The organism is Acidomonas methanolica, from assembly GCF_004346035.1.
Classification (GTDB): Bacteria; Pseudomonadota; Alphaproteobacteria; order Acetobacterales; family Acetobacteraceae; genus Acidomonas; species Acidomonas methanolica.
Genome location: NZ_SLZN01000037.1, coordinates 1 through 18289, shown reverse-complemented (window position 1 = coordinate 18289; position 18289 = coordinate 1). Strand labels below are relative to the sequence as shown.

The 18289-nt window shown below is 64.2% G+C and carries 11 protein-coding genes and 1 pseudogene; 4 read left to right on the top strand and 8 right to left on the bottom strand.

The window, feature by feature from the left end; genetic code table 11:
• Window positions 1-326: 326 nt before the first annotated feature.
• Window positions 327-893, bottom strand: coding sequence for a carboxymuconolactone decarboxylase family protein (locus EDC31_RS15555; RefSeq protein WP_042059330.1), 567 nt, complete (start codon window positions 891-893; stop codon window positions 327-329).
• A gap of 180 nt (window positions 894-1073) precedes the next feature.
• On the opposite strand from EDC31_RS15555, the gene EDC31_RS15550 reads away from it, so the two are divergent.
• Entirely contained in the window at window positions 1074-1667 is a 594-nt protein-coding gene (locus EDC31_RS15550) for a DNA-3-methyladenine glycosylase I (RefSeq protein ID WP_042059333.1), read from the top strand.
• Between the two features lie 107 nt (window positions 1668-1774).
• Here the strand turns inward: EDC31_RS15550 and EDC31_RS15545 are convergent, their stop codons facing one another.
• Complete coding sequence (locus tag EDC31_RS15545) at window positions 1775-4084, bottom strand: TonB-dependent receptor (protein ID WP_042059337.1); 2310 nt, start codon at window positions 4082-4084, stop codon at window positions 1775-1777.
• Between the two features lie 167 nt (window positions 4085-4251).
• Window positions 4252-5526 (bottom strand): outer membrane beta-barrel protein, encoded by a 1275-nt coding sequence (locus tag EDC31_RS15540; RefSeq protein ID WP_042059347.1) that lies wholly within the window; start codon window positions 5524-5526, stop codon window positions 4252-4254.
• 818 nt (window positions 5527-6344) lie between these two features.
• Here EDC31_RS15540 and EDC31_RS18235 point away from each other — a divergent pair.
• Window positions 6345-6508: pseudogene (locus tag EDC31_RS18235) on the top strand (nitric oxide dioxygenase); the annotation flags it as partial.
• Window positions 6509-6515: 7 nt separating this feature from the next.
• On the opposite strand, the gene EDC31_RS15530 reads toward EDC31_RS18235, so the two are convergent.
• The 5 genes from EDC31_RS15530 to glgA all read right to left on the bottom strand — a co-directional run bounded on the left by EDC31_RS15530 (window position 6516) and on the right by glgA (window position 15380).
• The gene (locus tag EDC31_RS15530; protein ID WP_042059350.1) at window positions 6516-6779 is read right to left on the bottom strand and encodes a DksA/TraR family C4-type zinc finger protein; all 264 of its coding nucleotides are present in this window, start codon (window positions 6777-6779) and stop codon (window positions 6516-6518) included.
• Between the two features lie 48 nt (window positions 6780-6827).
• Window positions 6828-9563 carry a malto-oligosyltrehalose synthase gene (treY, locus tag EDC31_RS15525; RefSeq protein WP_042059351.1) on the bottom strand — a complete coding sequence of 912 codons (2736 nt, stop codon included), beginning with the start codon at window positions 9561-9563 and terminating at the stop codon, window positions 6828-6830.
• Window positions 9560-11326, bottom strand: a complete 1767-nt coding sequence (treZ, locus tag EDC31_RS15520) for a malto-oligosyltrehalose trehalohydrolase (RefSeq protein WP_042059354.1) — start codon at window positions 11324-11326, stop codon at window positions 9560-9562. Before treZ ends, treY begins: the two co-directional genes overlap by 4 nt.
• A gap of 110 nt (window positions 11327-11436) precedes the next feature.
• Window positions 11437-13674, bottom strand: a complete 2238-nt coding sequence (glgB, locus tag EDC31_RS15515) for a 1,4-alpha-glucan branching protein GlgB (RefSeq protein WP_042059356.1) — start codon at window positions 13672-13674, stop codon at window positions 11437-11439.
• Window positions 13675-13742: 68 nt separating this feature from the next.
• The gene (glgA, locus tag EDC31_RS15510) at window positions 13743-15380 is read right to left on the bottom strand and encodes a glycogen synthase GlgA (protein WP_042059358.1); all 1638 of its coding nucleotides are present in this window, start codon (window positions 15378-15380) and stop codon (window positions 13743-13745) included.
• Between the two features lie 293 nt (window positions 15381-15673).
• On the opposite strand from glgA, the gene glgX reads away from it, so the two are divergent.
• Window positions 15674-17812, top strand: coding sequence for a glycogen debranching protein GlgX (gene glgX / locus EDC31_RS15505; RefSeq protein ID WP_042059360.1), 2139 nt, complete (start codon window positions 15674-15676; stop codon window positions 17810-17812).
• Window positions 17809-18198, top strand: coding sequence for a DUF4186 domain-containing protein (locus EDC31_RS15500; RefSeq protein ID WP_042059363.1), 390 nt, complete (start codon window positions 17809-17811; stop codon window positions 18196-18198). The genes glgX and EDC31_RS15500 overlap by 4 nt, the downstream gene beginning before the upstream one ends.
• The last annotated feature ends 91 nt before the right edge of the window (window positions 18199-18289 follow it).

Sequence of the window (18289 nt, the reverse complement as noted above, 5' to 3'; positions counted from 1 at the left end):
CACAGGCCCAACACCATCAGACCGACCTCATGGTCGCCTGAACAAAAAAGGAAAACCGGGCCAGACCTTCCAACTTAAAATCAGCCATCACTGGTTCTCGGGAGGGCGCCACTTCAACAGATCGGAACCGCTCGGAACCAGGTGACGGCGCTCCGCCAGACCGCCCCACATCATCGTGTGAGAAATGCGGGCTACTGCCCCTAAAATCAGGCAAAGAAGTCTGTAATTCACGGTTCTTCGAACCCTTCACGTCGTCGAGTTAACGTGACATCACCTGTTGCGCATCGGAAGAAGGGGCGCCCGGCATCATGTCGGGCGCCCGAACATCACGGCGCGTTGACGGTCGGTTTCGTCCATTTATTCCCTTTCATGAAATCGTCGAGGGGCGTGTGGACAATGTGGTTGGTGTAATTGCTCATCACTTTGGTGGCGACGCCCAGCACAACCTCAAGCACGTTGCGGCGGGTAAAACCGGCATTGATAAAAGCGTCGACATCGGCATCGGCGACCTGGCCGCGATTGCGAACGACCAATGTCGTGAAGTGATGGAGGGCTTCCAGCTTCGCATCCGGCAAGGGCGTGCCGGCACGCAGAGCCTCGATCACCGCCGCCTCCATCTTCTGCATCTTGGCCAGTGTCGTGTGACCTGCCATGCAGTATCGGCATTCATTCTCGTAATTCGCGGTAAGGTAGACAACCTGCTGCTCATGTGCGGTCAGTGTCGTTTTGGAAAAGAGATCCCAGAGCGCCGTGTAGCCTGCCAGCAACTCCGGTGACTCGGCCATATAGGATTGCAGGTTAGGAACGAAGCCGAATGCGCCCTTGACGCCCTCGAAAATGGGGCGGGCCGCTTCGGGGGCGGTGTCGGTGGTATAAGCGGTGAATTGGGTCATTGGTCTGGTTTCCTTTTTGCCAGGGCTTGGGTAACGGAAAAGAACCTGCTTGATGGATCGTAGTTATCCCAGAGCGGGTCTGCGACTAATGCTTATGCCTCACTGGAATAGGCGGGCCACTTCGAACGAGCGGATGTCACGCGTGAGACCTCCGGACGGTGAACATGCTATGGTGTCGTCATGTTCCAGACGCCCCCTATCTTACCGACGGACGATGTTTCCCGCTGCCGCTGGGCTCGGACCGATCCGCTGCTGCGCGCCTATCATGACGAGGAATGGGGGGTGCCCGTGCGGGACAGCCGGATGCTCTGGGAAATGCTCTGTCTGGAAGGTTTTCAGGCCGGGCTGTCCTGGTTGATCGTGCTGCGTCGCCGAGACGGCTTGCGTCGGGCATTCGCCCATTTCGATCCCGACATGGTCGCGCGCTTCGATGCACGCGATGTCGAACGTTTGATGGCCGATCCCGGGATCATCCGTGCCCGGGCCAAGATCGAGGCAACGATCGGGAATGCCAAAGCCTATCTCGCCATGAGAGAGCGCGGCGAGGATTTTTCGGAATTCACCTGGGGGATGGCGCCGGATGCACCCCTGCGGAACGCGACCGGCGCCGTGCTGTCGCAGTCGCCGCTTTCGCAGGCCATGTCGAAGGCCCTGAAGGCGCGTGGATTCAGGTTCGTCGGGCCGGTGATCGCATATGCCTGGATGCAGGCGGTCGGCGTGATCGACGATCATGATCCGGTCTGCTTTCGTCATCACCAATCCGCCGTGCGGTGAGCGTGAACGGATTGTCGGTCACTCCACGCACGCCCCATGCGCCGGAGGAAAAACGGCCTGATCCGCTTTCCTCTTTTCTTAAAAAAGAGTCGTCGCCCCCGTCAGGTTCAGAATCCTGTGGACGCCGTGAAAAGCGCCGCGAAGCCGCCGCCGATATAATAATTCGGCGCGTTGCCGGTGATCGTCGTGCCGTAGATCCCTGTCGTGTTGCGTGCGTTCAGTTCCGGCGTCGCGACGCCGGAGAGGTAATGTTCGTCGGTGATGTTGATGAAATTCATCCGCAGCGTCGGGGCATGCAAATGATCCGTATCGGAAAAACGGTAGCCCAGCGCGAGATTGCCCGTGGTGTGATCCGCCAGCCGCTCGTCATTCATGAAGGTGGCGAATTGATGCCCGGTATATTTGACGGTCGCCACGACGAACACATGCCCGTCATCATAGGAGAGCGAGGCGGCGGCCTGGAGCGACGGGCTTCGCACGGCGATTTTCCCCCGCGTGGGCAGGAGATCGCCGCCCGCCAGGATGTTGTTGTCGATGGTGGCGTGGAGATATTCGCCCGACACATAGGTCGTCAGATGATGCCAGGGCCGCGTGCCGAGTTCCACATCGACGCCGCGGGACGTCTGGCCGCCGGCGTTGATCGTGGACTGGATCAGCGAGCCATTCTCCGACACCAGCGTGGAAATCTGGCGGTTGGTGAAATTATAGTTGAACAATGTGGCGCGTCCGATCAGCCAGCGCCCGGCATGGCGGTAGCCCAACTCCTCGGAGATGGAATATTCGGGCTTCGTTCCAGGCGCGGCGGCGACCTCGATCGCGCCGGATGTCGGATCGTAGCTGTTGTAGAACGCCGTTTCGTCAGGCGCGCGGAAATTCGTGGTGGCGTTGAAGAAGATCTGATCCGTCGTGTTGAACCGCCAGCGCAGCCCGAGGCGCGGCAGGGGCTCGGCGTCATTCACATCGGCATGGTATTGCGGCCCCGGCATCGCGTTCACGCCATTGCGCTGCAGCATCACCATCTTGAATCCGGCATCCAGCAACAGCCGGCCGCCCAGCAGGGTGATATGATCCCCGGCGAACAGCGCGTTGGTCTGTGCAATCGTATGATCGCTCGCGGAGAGAAGCTGTTGCCCGTTCGCCAGCAGGATCGTCGCCCGGCGCTTCTCCGCCCAGATATCCGGCGCATACCCCATTGCGTTGACCGCAGTAAAACTCTGCTGCTCGTTGTCGTCGGTATAATCGTACCAATATCCGAGCAGGAAATCGTTCCATCCGACCTTGTAATGCAGCGTCGCGGTGAAGCCGGAGCGGTAGCTGCGCTGGGTATAGTTGGCGCGCACCGTCGCCGTGCCGTCCACCGCGCCGGGCAGGTCGAGCGTGTCCGGCAGCGGGGCCGTGCCTTCGTACAGCCCGATTTCCGAGAGGGTCGAGCCGCTCGGCACGTTGCCATAGGCGAATTGCGTGTAGGGCGTAACATCCAGCGACAGGCGGCGGGTTAGCGGCAGATGCACCGGCGCGCCGACATAGAGGGTCCGCTCCGGATTGCGCCACAGACGCCAGTAATCCGTGCCGGCATTGGCGTCGTTCACGTCATAGCGCGCGGCAAGATTGTTCGGGCCGCCAATCCCGTATGACTTGAAATCCTGCTGCGTTACTTGCGGATACCAGCTTGTGATGGTGTTGTTCCAGGATCCCAGCACGGAGGCCCGGGCGCCCTGTCCCCATTCGCGCAGGAACTTGAAATCCACATGTTGCCGCGTATCCCGCCCCGGCCCGCGCCAGTTATCCGTCGCGCCATGGGAGTAGGAGACGAAGCCGCGCACGCCGCTGCCGCCGATCTCTCCTGTTTCCAGACGCAGGAATTCGCGGTTCATATTGTAGCTGCCGTAGGACACGCTGGCCTGACCGCCCGGCTTCAGCCCGGGATCGAGAAATTGCAGCCGCATGAGGCCGCCCGCCGCGTTCAGCACCGGGCTGTCGAGATCGACCGAGCCTTGCGCCAGGGCGATCTGCCGGTAATTCTCGCTATCGGCGAACTGGCTGGGATAGCCGCCGTAATAGGCCGCGTCATTGAGCGGCATGCCTTCGAGGACATAACCGATCGCGTCATTGTTCAGGCCGCGCACGGTGATATTGGTGGACGGCGAAAAGCCGAACGGGTCCGACGTCGCCACATTCGCGCCGGGCAGCAGCGCCACGAGCTGATAGGCCGTCGCAGTCGGCGATTGGCGGTCGATGAAATCACGCTCGACGGTGCTCACGGCGCGCACGCCGTTTTCCGGGCGGATCAGGCCGCCCCCCGGCTGGTTCAGCTTCGCCGTGTCGCGCTGGCGGCGCACGGTGACGGTTTCTTCGGCGCGACCGGCGGAGGGCAGAAGGGTCAGGCAGAGCAGGATGAAGGCGCGACAGAGGGTCATGCGCCGGTTATAGAGGCGATTTCCGGCGATGGGTATGCGGAAGCCCGGTTTTGCCGCACCGACAGAATCGTGTTCCTGTTTGACGTCCGGGCCAATTTTTTCACGTCAAGGATTTCAATAGGGCACGCCTCGCGCTCGGTCTTTCTTTTTTCAGAACGACACCCTCGTCAGAAGCCGAACACGGCGTCGCCGCCGAAGGTGAACATGCCGGTGTTGCGCCGGTCATTGAACGGCGACGTGCCGTTGAGGGAGCGGTCGAAGCGGATTTCGGGCCGGAGTTCGAAGACGCGCACCCCGCCGCCGAGATCGGGATGCCAGGTCACACCCAGGGTCATTTCGCCATAGGTTGTCGGCGGGGCGGTTTCCGTCGGGGCGTAGATGTCCAGGATGGCGTTCATATAGGCCTGGTTGGTGAGGAAGGTGTCGACGAAGAGTCCTGAATTATCACGATAAATCTCGCCGCGATAATTGAAGGTGAGCGTCGGGGAGAGCTTGTAGGCGAGAAAGGAAACGAAGCTGTACGTCTCGGCCCGCAGCCCGACATCGTGCAGGAAATTCACCTCGCCCGTGACGCTCAGCCGGTCATTGACCGTATAGGTCGCGATGAGATCGTTCCAGTAGCGTTGCGCCGTGTTCGCCCGCCGCCCGATGGACCGCACGGCGTCCTCCGGTCCGATACGGGAGAGTTCGACGATGTTCAGCTTGCCGCCAGCGAGACCGTTGATGTTGAAGCCCACATATCCCGCCGCCGCGTTGTTGTTGTCGTTCCGGCCGAATGTCGTCTGATTGCCCGTATCGACTCCGAACGTGAAGTCGAACATCGGGACGATGTGCCAGTGGAAAATCGCCCCGAGATTCTCGAAGGGCACGGAATACTGGGAGGTATAGGCGAGGGTGTAGAAGGGTCGTGTCGTCGGGTCCAGCGTTTCCACGCCCATGGGGGCTTGAAGAATCCCCGCCTGTATGTCCAGGCCGTTCTTGGTCATCCAGGGGAGATGCACATCGACATGCGCCTGCGCCGGGATGAGCTGATAGCGGTTCGAGGTCATCCGGTTGGAGATGCCGAGCAGGTGGTAGTATCGCGCGTCGGAGCCGTACATCGCCTCCAGCGTGAAGCCGATCTGGTAGTCCGGCTTGCCGGGGTCGATCGCTTTGGACAAGGTGAACGTCACCTGGTTGAGCTGTACCTGATTGGCGTGATCCGCGAAATAATCGCCGAAATTCATGCCATTGTCCGGACGGGCGGGATTGGCCATGATGCCGCCTTCGATCTGTCCCTGTAATGTTACACCCTGCAACCACTCTCCATAGTGCTTGTCGCTGAAGAGCGAAATCTGGGCCTGCGCCTCAGGGGCCGTCACGATCCCGGCCGTCATGAGGCCGGCTGCCGTCAGGCCGAGCACCAGCGCTTTGGACACGAGGATGCCTCCTCCATCCGCCATGGAAGTCTCCTGAATTTATCTGTCCGGAAGAATGGGGCGGGACGTGGCTGTGCTGCGTCCTCCTGAATAAATCACCCGTTTCTTTCTCCGGGGACGGAGATGCCGACGGCGCATCCGAGGATCGCGACCTGACGGAGCGCCGAGGATTTCATCCGCTCTCGCAGCCTCATGCCCAAGAATGCTCACAATCCAGCCTCCCCGTGCGGACGGGCATTACCTCCGCGAGGGGCAGAGTGAACACTGTCCCGTCCCCACCTCTCTCCAAGCAACGCCGCCCGAATCTCATCCAGACACGATGGCTTGGGCACGGCGTTGCTGAATTCCATAAGTGAACACTCCTTCTCCCGCAATGTTCGTAACGGAGCCGACATGAAATCATAGCCGAGAACTACTTTATCTTCAATATGAAACATTCCGACTTACCCATGAGTGCGACATAATCGCAACATTTTCATCTGGGAACATACGCTGTACTTGGCTGGACATACTTGACCGAACGGTTCAGTGACAGAAATATATTATCGCCCTTCAGTTTTCCTCTTGTCCTTGCGGGTGATTTCAGCCGTGCGTAACGCTGCCCGTTCTCGCGCATATCCGAGGCGGCGCTTCACGGGGCAGGGCTGTCCTTCATGTCGGCGAGGCGCGCGATTTCGAAGCGAGAGATGATTTCGGCCTCCGCAGGGCGCAATCGGTATGGAGCGTCAACTTCATGGCAAAAAGATATGTCGTCCTGACGTTATTTTTGGCAGGTTTTGAAAGATATGTGCAGAATACATCTTATCGTGCCTGACGAAGGACCGTGATCATGACGACGCCATCACGGTGGAGATGGACAAGCGCTGGCGGTGCTCGCCTATGCCAGCCATGTCGGCTCTCCCGGCGATCTGCCGGCGGGATGATCGAGCGGATCGCGGAGAGGCATGTCGGGCTGAACATCCTGCCCGAGCGCGATCCTGCCGTGGCGCAGGCGCTGCTCGTCGCGTCGCCGTTCAGCGGAGTTGACTGTCCTTGTTCCCGCGCCGGTTGATGAGGCTCGGGGAAGGGCGGCTGTCACGCGCGCTCTGGCAGTCGATGCAGAATTTCACGCCCGGCAAGGCGCGCCGACGCGCCTCGGGAATGTCGTCTCCACATTCGACGCAGACACTCTCGCTCTCGCCCGACGGCAGATTGGCGCGCGCACGTTGCACCGCATCCGACACCGTGTCGTCTATCTGATCCTGCACCGCTCCGTCAGGAGCCCAGCCGCTGGCCATCGTCGTCCTCCCGGGGAAACTCCGGATATCGTCACGACTGACGGAAAATCAAGCCGGGACACGATCCCCCGTCGCCATCGAGTCCGTAGCCATCGAATCCGGCACCAGCACGTCCAGCGGCAGAATGCGTCCCAACTCCGCGAGCGACTCGCCCGGCTCGTAGACCGTCTCGTCCAGCAGGCTTTTCCATCGCCCCTCGACCGGCAGGCGCGTGCCGTTCCACGCCGTGCGGGGCGTGGACAGAGCGTCGTCCGGCGACAGGGCCAGCGGCAGACGCGGCGCGATGACCAGGAGGGACTGGTCCTCGTGATCGCGGCGGAAGGCGAGAACATGTTCCGCCAGATCGCCGATGGCGGGGAGGGGGGTGTAGCGGCCTTCCGCGAACAGGTCCGGATACGCCTTGCGATGCCGCAGCACGGTGGCAATGAGACGTTGCTTGATCGCCCCGTTACGCCAGGAGGTGGCGAGCGCCGCGAAGGGGAGCGTCTCGGCCAGCGCTTTATCCCGCGCGTCGAAATCGACCGGACGGCGATTATCCGGATCAACGAGGCTGTGATCCCAGAATTCCGTCCCCTGATAGAGATCCGGCACGCCGGGGACCGTCACGCGCAGGAGCGTCTGGGCCAGGCCATTCAGCGCGGCGGCGGGGGCGAGACGCGCGACGAAACGTTCCAGTTCCGGGCGGAACGGACCGTTGGCGTCAAGCAGTGCCGCCAGAAACGCGCGACAGGCGGTCTCATAAGCCTCGTCCGGCAGGCTCCAGCTCGTGTGTCGGGCGGCTTCGCGCAGGGCTTTTTGCCAGTAGGCCCAGAGACGGTCCGGCAGGGCGGCCGTCTCGGCCTCATGCAGGGGCCACGCCGCGATCAAGGTCTGGTAGATGAACAGCTCGTCGGCGCGGCTGGGGGCGAGACCGTCGGCCAGCTTGGCGCGGTGGGCGGCGTTGAGCGCGAACCAGCTTTCCGCCGTCTCCGGCCATGCGGCCTTGGCCTCGCCGAGCAGCATCAGCCGCGCGCGCGCATCCTCGCCGCGTTTGTGGTCATGCGTCGCGGTGACGAGCAGGGCGCGCGGGAAGGCGTCCAGCCGCGCCTGCATCCGCTCGTGGAACCAGTCCGGAGTGGCGGCGATGCGGGAGGGATCGCAGCCGACATCGTTGCGCGAGAGCAGGCGGTTGTAGCGGTAGAAGGCGGTGTCCTCACCGGATTTCGCGGTCAGCGGCGCGGTCAGATGCTCGAAACGCGTGATGATCTCCCCCCAGGCCTCGGGCTCCAGCCCCGCCAGATCTCCGCGCAACAGGTCATGAATCCAGCCCAGCAGCGGCCGCCGGTAGGGCGGCAGATGACGCCGTGCATCGGTGACGGCATGGGCGAGGACGCGTCGATCCGCCTTCTGCGCATCCGGCGGCAGGCGGTCGGCGAAATAGCTGCGATAGACGGGAAAGCCGAGCAGGATCGCCTCCAGCACCGTCGCGATCGCATGGCGGGTGAAATCCCTGCCCGGGGCGAGCCGCTCCGCCGCTTCGGCCAGCAGATCGATCAGCCGGTTCGTTTCCCCGTAAAAGGAGCTCTCCATCTTTTCCAGCCGCGCGGCGCGCTGGACGGTGCGATAGGCGGAGGGGCCGAAGCGTTCCCAGAACGCGGTCAGGGGCAGGCTCGCCTCCGGATCGTGCAGCACGAGCGAGACCTGATCGAGAAAATCATAGCCCGTGGTGCCGGTGACGTCCCAGATCTCCGGCAGCGACTCCGTCTCCTCGAGGATTTTCTCCACATGGATCGTAGGCGCCGCGCGCAGGCCGGCGGGGCGGGCCGCGCGCGACGTCTCCAGACGCTCGCGCAGGCGGCGGCAATATTCGGCGGGGCGGGCGAGGCCGTCCACATGATCGATGCGCACCCCGTCGATCAGCCCGTCCCGATACAGGTCGAAGATCAGCGCATGAGTCTCGTCGAACACCGCCTCGTCCTCCATCCGCAGGGCGGCGAGGGAGGTCACGTCGAAGAAGCGCCGCCAGTTGAGACGGTCGTCCCCCGTGCGCCACCAGGCGAGGCGATAATGCTGGCGGTCCAGCAACTCGGCCAGATGGGCGCGGCCGACCGGCGTTCCCTGCGCGAACACCGCGCTGACTTTCGCCTGGGCGTCCGCGCCCGCGCTGCTTTCGAACCATTCCGCCAGGGAATGGGCGGGTGCGTCGGCCGCCGCAACGGCGAGGATCTGGCGCGTATCGTCGGGCGCCACGGGAAAGCGGTGATCGCCATAATGCAGCATGAAGCCGCCGAGGCGCGGGGCGAAATGCAGGGCGATCTCGCCCTTGTCCAGAACCTCGTCCAGCGGCGCGCCGAGGACGGGGAGCAGGATTTTCTCTTTCAGCGCGGGGTCGGGCGGGGTCCAGTCGATATCGAAGAACCGCGCGTAGCGGCTCTGGAGTCCGTGCGCCAGGACATCCTGCCACCAGCGGTTATGCGGCCCGACTCCCATGTGATTGGGCACGATATCGAGGATCAGCCCCATCTCATGGGCGCGCAGGGCGGCGACGAGCGCGCGCAAGCCCTCCTCTCCGCCGCGATCGGGGTCGAGGCGCTGCCAATCCGCCGTGTCATAGCCATGCGTCGAACCCGGCGCGGCGGAGAGAAGCGGCGAGGCATAGAGATGGCTGATCCCCAGCGCGGCGAAATACGGCACGATCTTCGCCGCATCATGCAGGGTGAAGCGGCGATGGAACTGAAGGCGCGCCGTGGCCCGCAACGCGGGGATTTGCGGTTCCGGGCGGGGTGCGTCGGGCGTCGTCGTCATTTGCCTGCTCCAACATCCATGCCGATCACCACGCTCCGTCCGGGCAGTGCGCCGGATTTGCGTTCGGTCGTTTCGTGCAGCAATCGCGCCGGTTCGGCGATAGTCAGCGTCTCCTCGCCGAGGTTGAGCGCAATGCCCAGCACCGTTCCGTCACTCATGCGCCAGCGCGCGGCGACGGCTTTCGGTCCGATCACCTCCGCGCCGAGCGCTCTCGCGCCGTGCAGCCGCGGAACGATCCAGTCCCGGCGCAGGGCCAGCAATTCGGCGGTCAGGGCGAGCCAGGCGCGCCCGTCGGCGCCGTCCCGCTCGGTCCGGTCGGGGCGGGAGCGTTCGAAGGTGGCGGGCGCGTTGGGGTCGGGGATCCGCGCGCGCGCGCTCGGCGAGGAAAAGGCCGCGAATGTCGCGAATTCCCGCCGCCGGCCTTCGCGCACGGCGTCGGCCAGCGCGTCTTGAAAATCGGTGAAGAAGAAGAACGGCGTCGTCGTGCCCCATTCCTCGCCCATGAACAGCATGGGAATTTGCGGACAGAGCAGCAGCAGCGCGTAGGCGGCGCGCAGGGCCTGCGGGTCGGCGAGGGTGGTCAGGCGCTCGCCCAGCGCGCGATTGCCGGTCTGGTCATGGTTTTGCAGGAAGAGGATGAATTTCGTCGGCGGCAGATCGCCGCTGGGCTGGCCCCGCATGCGGCCGGAATAGGGGTTGAGGCGGCCCTGGAAATCGAAGCCCTCGCCGAGAACGCGCGCCACGGAGCGGGCGGGCGCCTCGGCGAACATCCCGTAATAGCCTTCCGTCTCGCCCGTCAGCAGGACATGCAGGGCGTTGTGCCCGTCATCGTTCCATTGCGCGGTGAATCCGTCGCGCAGGAGGGCGGCGTCGTTGTTCTCGTTCTCGAGAATGAGATGGACCTGCCGCCCGGGGGGAATTTCCGCCCGCACCCGCTCCAGCAGGGCCGGGAACCAGTCCCGGTCGGTGATGGCGGAGGCGGCGTCGATCCGCACGCCGTCGAAACGGAATTCCGTCAGCCAGTACATCACATTGTCGTGGAAGAACCGGGCCACCTGCGGACGCCTGAAGGCGATGCCCTCGCCCCAATGCGAATTGCTGCTCCGGTCGAAGAACGCATCGGCATAGGCGGCGAGGTAATTCCCGTCGGGCCCGAAGTGATTATAGACCACATCGAGAAAGACCATCAGCCCGTGGCCGTGCGCCGCGTCGATCAGCGCCTTGAGATCGTCGGGCGCGCCGTAGGACGCGGCGGGCGCATAGGGGAGGACGCCGTCATAGCCCCAGTTGCGCGTGCCGCCGAAGCTGTTGACCGGCATGATCTCGATGGCGGTGACGCCGAGTTCCGCCAGTTCGCCCAGTTTTTCCCTGACTCCCGCGAAGCCGCCCAGCAGACCCGCATGGAGTTCGTAGATCACCGCCTCTTCCCACGGGCGTCCGCGCCATTCGGCGTGACGCCAGCCATAGGAGTCGGGGTCGGTGACGAGGCTGAAACCATGCACGCCGTCGGGCTGGAAGCGGCTCGCCGGATCGGGGACGGCCAGATCATCCGCCACGCGATAGCGGTAGCGCGTGCCCGGTCCCGCGTCCTGCGCGACGAGGCTGAACAGCCCGTCCCGCTCCGCCTTCATCGCGCGCGGGGGTTGTCCCTCGATCTCCAGCGCCACGGCCTGGCAGGACGGCGCCCAGAGACGGAACAACGTTCCACCTGCCGGCAGGAGGGTCGGCCCGTAGAAGGGTTGGAAACGTTCGGTGAAAGGCATATCCGGCAAACTCCGGCGGAGAAAATCCGCAGAAACGCCTCAACGGAACGCGGCGGCGAGGCCATCGTTCCGGTTGGCGTCGGTCGGCGAGGATATTTTTTCCAGCGGTGTTACGGAGGCGCGGCCGGGGAGAGGTAGAGCGCCGCCAGGGGCGGCAGGGTCAGCGAGACGGAGCACGGCAGGCCATGCGTGCCGAATCCCTCATCCGCCATGACGCCGCCCGCATTGCCGAGATTGGAGCCGCCGAAGATCGCGGCGTCGGTGTTCAGCACCTCGTGCCAGAAACCGCCATGAGGGACGCCGATGCGGTACTCGGTGCGGGGCACGGGCGTCATGTTGAGGACGATGAGCACGGGCGCCGCGTCCGGTGCGTAGCGCATCCAGGCGAAGACGCAATTCGTGGTGTCGTCGGCGATCAGCCAGCCGAACCCGTCATAGCTGTAGTCCCCCGCATGCAGCGCGGGCAGGGCCCGGCCGAGTTGGTTGAGCGCCTTCACCGTCTCGAACACGCCGCGGCCGAAAGGCTCGGAGAGGCGAACCCATTCGAGTTCCCCCTCGTGCCGCCATTCGCCATGCTGGGCGAATTCGCCGCCCATGAAGAGCAGCTTCTTGCCCGGCCATGCCCACATCATCGCATAGCAGAGCCGGAGATTGGCGTGGCGCTGCCAGTCATCCCCCGGCATCCGGCTGAGCAGCGAGCCCTTGCCGTGAACGACCTCGTCATGGGAGAGCGGCAGGAGGAAATGCTCGGAATAGGCGTAGATCATGCCGAAGGTCACGTCGTTCATGTGAAAGCCGCGCCAGAGCGGGTCGCGGCTCATGAAGCGCAGCGTGTCGTGCATCCAGCCCATGTTCCATTTGAAGCGGAAGCCGAGGCCGCCCGTCTCGGGCGCGGCCGTCACGCCGGGCCAGGCGGTGGATTCCTCGGCGATCAGCATGGCGGAGGGATGAAGGGCGCGCATGACGCCGGAGAGTTCGCGCAGGAAGGCGACGGCTTCGAGATTCTCGCGCCCGCCATAGACGTTCGGCTTCCACTGGCCGGGCTTGCGGCTGTAGTCGCGATAGAGCATCGAGGCGACGGCGTCCACGCGCAGACCGTCGATATGGAACTGGCGCAGCCAGAACAGGGCCGAGGCGATGAGGAAGTTCATGACCTCGTTGCGCCCGTAATTATAGATCAGCGTGTGCCAGTCCTGATGATATCCTTCCAGCGGATCGGCGTGTTCGTAGAGATGCGTGCCGTCGAACCGGGCCAGGCCGTGGATGTCGGCGGGAAAATGCGCCGGCACCCAGTCCATGATCACGCCGAGTCCCGCCTGATGGCAGCGATCGACGAAACGTGCGAAATCGGCGGGCGAACCGTGGCGCGATGTCGGGGCGAAGAGCGAGAGCGGCTGATATCCCCATGAGCCGGAAAAAGGATATTCGGTGACGGGCAGCAACTCGATATGGCTGAAGCCGCTCTCCAGCACGTAGGGGATCAGCCCGTCCGCCAGCTCGTCCCAGCTCGCATAGCTGCGTCCGTCCCATGGCCGCCGCCAGGACGGCGTGTGGACCTCGTAGCAGGAGATGAAGGCGGACAGGTCCTGCGCCTCGTGGCGCGTCGCCATCCAGACGTCGTCCTCCCATTCGCGCGTCATCGGCTCGGCGACGACCGAGGCGGTGGCGGGAGGGAACTCGGCGGCGAAGGCGAACGGGTCCGCCTTGGCGGGCAACACGGTTCCGTCCGCCGCCATGATCTCGTATTTGTAGCGTGCGCCGGGGACGAGATCGGGGATGAAGAGCTCCCATATGCCCGCGCCATGGCGCAGGCGCATCGGATGGCGGCGTCCGTCCCAGATGTTGAAGTCGCCGATGACGGAGACGCGCAGGGCGTTGGGCGCCCAGACGGCGAAGCGCACCCCGGTGACGCCGTCGATCTCCATCAGATGCGCGCCCAGCACACGATCCAGATCGTGATGCCGCCCCTCGGAGAAGAGATGGAGATCCAGATCGCCGATCAGCGTGCCGAAGCTGTAGGGATCATGCACCTCCTGCCAGCCATCGGCCCAGAGGACGCGCAGGTGATAGGGATAGCCGCGCGGCAGGGTGGCGGCATAGACGCCGCGCGGATCGACGCGCTGCATGGCCTTTTCGGCCGGGGCGGATTTCGGCCGGATGACGACCAGACGGACCTCCTGCGCGTCCGGATAGAACACGCGCACCACATCGCCGCGCTTGTCCTTGTGTCGGCCCAGCAGCGCGAACGGATCGCGGCAGCGTCCGGCGGCCAGTTCGTCGATCGCGGCGCGCAGAAGCGGCGCATCCGCTTTATTGTTGGAGATGTCGGCCAAGGGCGGGGTAAGCATGTGAGGACGATCCCTGTTTCCGTTGCGGGCCCTGTTTCCGTTGCGGCGCACGCCGGGTGCGCCTCATCTCAGGCATGCGTGCCGGTTCTGAAGGTGGGGCGCTGCGACGAGCGCGGGGCGCGGGCGGCGGGCATCCGCGCGGCGGCCATGCCGCGCTGCGCGGTCGAGTTCCGCTGGGCCGTATCGCCGCGTCGCGGTGCGATCTCGCCGTCGAGTTCGGATTTTCCCGGCCCCTTGCCGGTCATTTCGAGGAACAGCCGGGCATAGAGCTCGGCCTTGCCCTCCCAGGACACGTCATGCAGAGCGCCGTTGCGTTGCAGGCGCGCCCAGACGGATTTCTGCTGGAAGAGCTTCTTCGCGCGCCGGATCGCGGCGAGCAGCGTTTCAGGGGTGGCGGGAGAGAACAGGATGCCGTTCGCCACGCCTTCGTAGATCGCCGCCGTATTGGCGTCGACGATCGTGTCGGAAAGTCCGCCCACCCGCGCGGCGATGGGCACCGAACCATAGCGCAGAGCCTGGAACTGGGTCAGGCCGCAGGGCTCGAAGCGCGACGGCACGAGCGTCGCGTCCACGGCCGAGTGCAGGCGATGGCCCAGCGTCTCGCTATAGCGCAGATGGCAGATGAGGTTGCGGGGATACCGGGCGCGAAGTTCGGTGAAGCTGCGCATGATCGCCGGATCGCCCGTGCCGATGATGGCCATCTGGATCGGCCGTTCGAAGAGACGCGGCGCGATCTCCGCCACGATATCCGCGCCTTTCTGCGTCGTCAGGCGGCTCGCCATGCCGATCAGCAGCGCGTCGGGGTCTTGCGGCAGGTCGAATTCGGCCTGGAAGGCGCGCTTGTTGGCCCGGCGCGCCACCACGTCGCCCACCGTATAGGGAAAGACGACCGAGGGGTCGGAGGCCGGGTTCCATTCCTGCAGATCGATGCCGTTCAGGATGCCCACGAGCCGGTCCGACCGTGCGCGCAGGAGTCCGTCCAGGCCCATCCCCTCGGCGGGGGTCTGGATCTCTTCCGCATAGGTAGGGGAGACGGCGATGATCCTGTCGGCCAGTTGCAGCGCGGCCTTCATGAAGCTGATCTGGCCGTAATATTCGACGCCCTCCATGGTGAAGGCGCGCTCGGGCAGGCCGAACGCGCCCAGCATCTCGCGCGGAAACACGCCCTGGAAGGCGAGATTGTGGATCACATGCGCGACGGGGGGCGGTGCCTCCTGCTCGTAGCGGAGAAAGGCCGGCACGAGACCGGCCTGCCAGTCATGCGACTGCACGACATCCGGCCGCCATTCCGGGTCCGCCCCGCAGGCGATCCAGGAGGCCACGCGCGACAGCACGGCGAAGCGCACGCCGTTATCGGTCCAGTCATGCCCGTCCGGCGCCACATAGGGTCCGCCGGAGCGGTCGAAGAGGTCCCGGCAATCGACGGCGTAGAGATGATGCCCCCGCGCCATGCCTTCCCAGAGATCGACGGGATGGCCCATCACGTCGGGAAAGTGGGCCACATGGCGCGGGTGTTCGAACGCCGCCATCACACTGCGGTATCCCGGCAACACGGTTCGCGTCGCGATTCCGAACTGCTTCAATGCGCGGGGGAGCGAACCCACGACATCCCCCAGACCGCCCGTCTTGGCGAAAGGATACATCTCGGATGCAACCGAGAGGAGCTGGAGCTCGACAGTAACCGGCTTCAAGGTCATATCGGTCATGACGCGGGGTCTCGCAGGGATGTCCGGAGGTGATTCCGGACGGTGAGAATCAGGCCGTGAGAATCGGGCTGTCAGTCAAGGGCATCACGCAGCAGAACGCATAAGGAGGCTAAACGATTTTTCGAGAGAGCAAATGATTTTTGTCAAGTTTGAGTTATAAATATTTTGTTTTTTTGAGAGCCTCTTGCTCTTTCATCCGTTGGTGAACGGGAGGGCGGCCGCAGCCTTCGCTTCCGTCCCCGTCCGAGGCATTTATTCCGAGGCATTTATTCGAGGCGAGGTTAACGAGCAGCATGAGCATCCCTCTCAAGAAACGACTCAAGGAAGGCAGCGCGCACGAGCTCGGCGCGATCTGGGACGGCGCCGGGGTGAACTTCGCCATCTTCTCCGCCAACGCCACGGCGGTGGAGGTCTGTCTGTTCGACAAGAGCGGCGCGACGGAAATCGAACGCATCCGCCTGCCGGAATATACGGATCAGGTCTTTCACGGCTGGATTCCCGAGCTTTATCCCGGCCAGCTCTACGGCTACCGCGTCCATGGCCCCTATGAGCCGGAAGCCGGGCACCGGTTCAATCCCAACAAGTTGCTGCTGGACCCGTATGCCCGCGCCTATCACGGGGAGCTGGTCTGGAACCCCGCGCTCTTCGGCTACAAGGTGGGCCATCCGGATGCGGATCTGAGTTTCGATGACCGGGACAGCGCGCCCTTCATCCCCAAATGCGTCATCACCCGCCCCGTTCAGGACCCGATTCAGCGCCCGCGCATCCGCTGGTCGGACACGGTCATCTACGAGACCCATGTGAAGGGCTACACGCAGAGGCATCCGGATGTGCCCGAGGGCCTGCGCGGCACCTATACCGGGCTGGCGACCCGCGCGGTGATCGACCGGATCAAGAGCCTCGGCGTCACCTCCGTCGAATTGCTGCCCACGCAGAGCTTCTTCGACGAGGCGTATGTGGAGGAGCGGGGGCTGCGCAATTTCTGGGGATACAACACGATCGGCTTCTTCGCGCCGGAGACGCGCTACGCCGCCGACAAGGACGACCCCGCCGCCGAGTTCCGCCGCATGGTGGCGTCTTTCCACAATGCCGGGCTCGAGATCATCATGGACGTGGTGTACAACCACACCGCGGAGGGCAACGAACTCGGCCCGACCCTCTCCTTCAAGGGAATCGACAATCTTTCCTATTACCGGCTCATTCCCGAGAATCTCCGTTACTATATCAACGATACCGGGACCGGGAACACCTTCAACCTCTCCAATCTCAACGCCATCCGCTTCGTGGCGGACAGTCTGCGCTACTGGGTGAACGATATCGGCGTGGACGGGTTCCGCTTCGATCTGGGCACCATTCTCGCCCGCGAGAAACAGGGATTCGATACGGAAAGCGGGTTTCTGCGCGTCTGCGGGCAGGACCCGGCGCTCAATGCGGTCAAGCTGATCGCCGAACCGTGGGATATCGGGCCGGGCGGCTATCAGGTGGGCCATTTTCCGCCGGGCTGGGCCGAGTGGAACGACATGTTCCGCGATACGGTGCGTGATTTCTGGCGCGGCAAGATCCGCGCCGGCGCGCTGGCCCCGCGTCTGCTGGGCAGCCCGGACCGCTTCAACCATAGCGGACGCCAGGCCTGGGCCAGCGTCAACTTCGTCACCGCGCATGACGGCTTCACCCTCGCGGATCTCACGCGCTACGACGCGAAGCACAACGAGGCGAATGGCGAGGACAACAAGGACGGCAATTCCGACAACCGCTCCTCCAATTACGGCGTCGAGGGGCTGACGGACGATCCGAAGATCAACGCCCTCCGCGAACGCCAGATGCGCAACATGATGGCGACGCTGATCTTTTCCCAGGGCACGCCGATGATCCTCGCGGGCGACGAGTTCGGCCGCACGCAGGACGGCAACAACAACGCCTATTGCCAGGACAACGAGATTTCCTGGGTCAACTGGGACATCAAGGAGCCCGGCGAGAGCCTCATCGCCTTCACCACGCGGCTGCTCGCCCTGCGGCGGCGCTTTCCCATCCTGCATCGCAGCCGCTTCCTAACCGAAGCCTATAACGAGGCGCTCGACATCAAGGAACTGACCTGGGTGAGCGCGGGCGGCGGGGAAATGGCGGAGCAGGAATGGTCGGCCGCCCAGTGTTTCGGCCTGAAGCTCGACGGCCGCGCCCAGCCGAGCGGCATCGTCAAGCGGGGCGGCGACGCCACGCTGCTGATGGTGCTCAACAGTTGGGAGGATGTGGTGCATTTCACGCTGCCGGATGCCGATGGCGGCAAGTGGAAGCTGCTGATCGATTCCAACCAGCCCGACGAAGGGGAGGCGATCGAGGAGAACCAGTTCGACCAGGGGGCAGTCTACGAGGTGACCGGCCACTCCTTCCTGCTCTTCGAACTCTGCGCCGCGGCGGCAGTCGCGGCGGCATGACGCCCGGGGAGGGCGCGGCACTTCTCGCCCGCCTCCGGCAATCGCGATTCCGCGCGCGCTTCCATCTGGGAGAGGCGGAGCGGCGTTATCTCGCCCTGCGCGGCATGGCGGACGTGATGGACCATGCCGCGCATTTCGTGGCGGTCCGTCTGTCCCCCGCCGAGCCACCGCAGGACGGACGGCAGACGCCGATGCGGGGGCATCCCGTTTTCATCGCCCAGCATGCGACAGCGACATGCTGCCGGTCCTGTCTCGCCAAATGGCATGGGTATCGAAAGGGCGTGGCGCTGGACGCGGCGGCGCAGGCGCATGTGCTCGCCATCCTCCGCGCGTGGCTGGAGGCCGAGAGCGTCGAGGACGAGCCCGTTCAGGGCAGGCTCTTTTAGAGCATTTTCCTTTCAATCTGGCTCATACCCTGCTGCGGTGAAGAAATTCACGCACTCTGCTGGCGAGACCTGATCGATCAGGATGCCGATC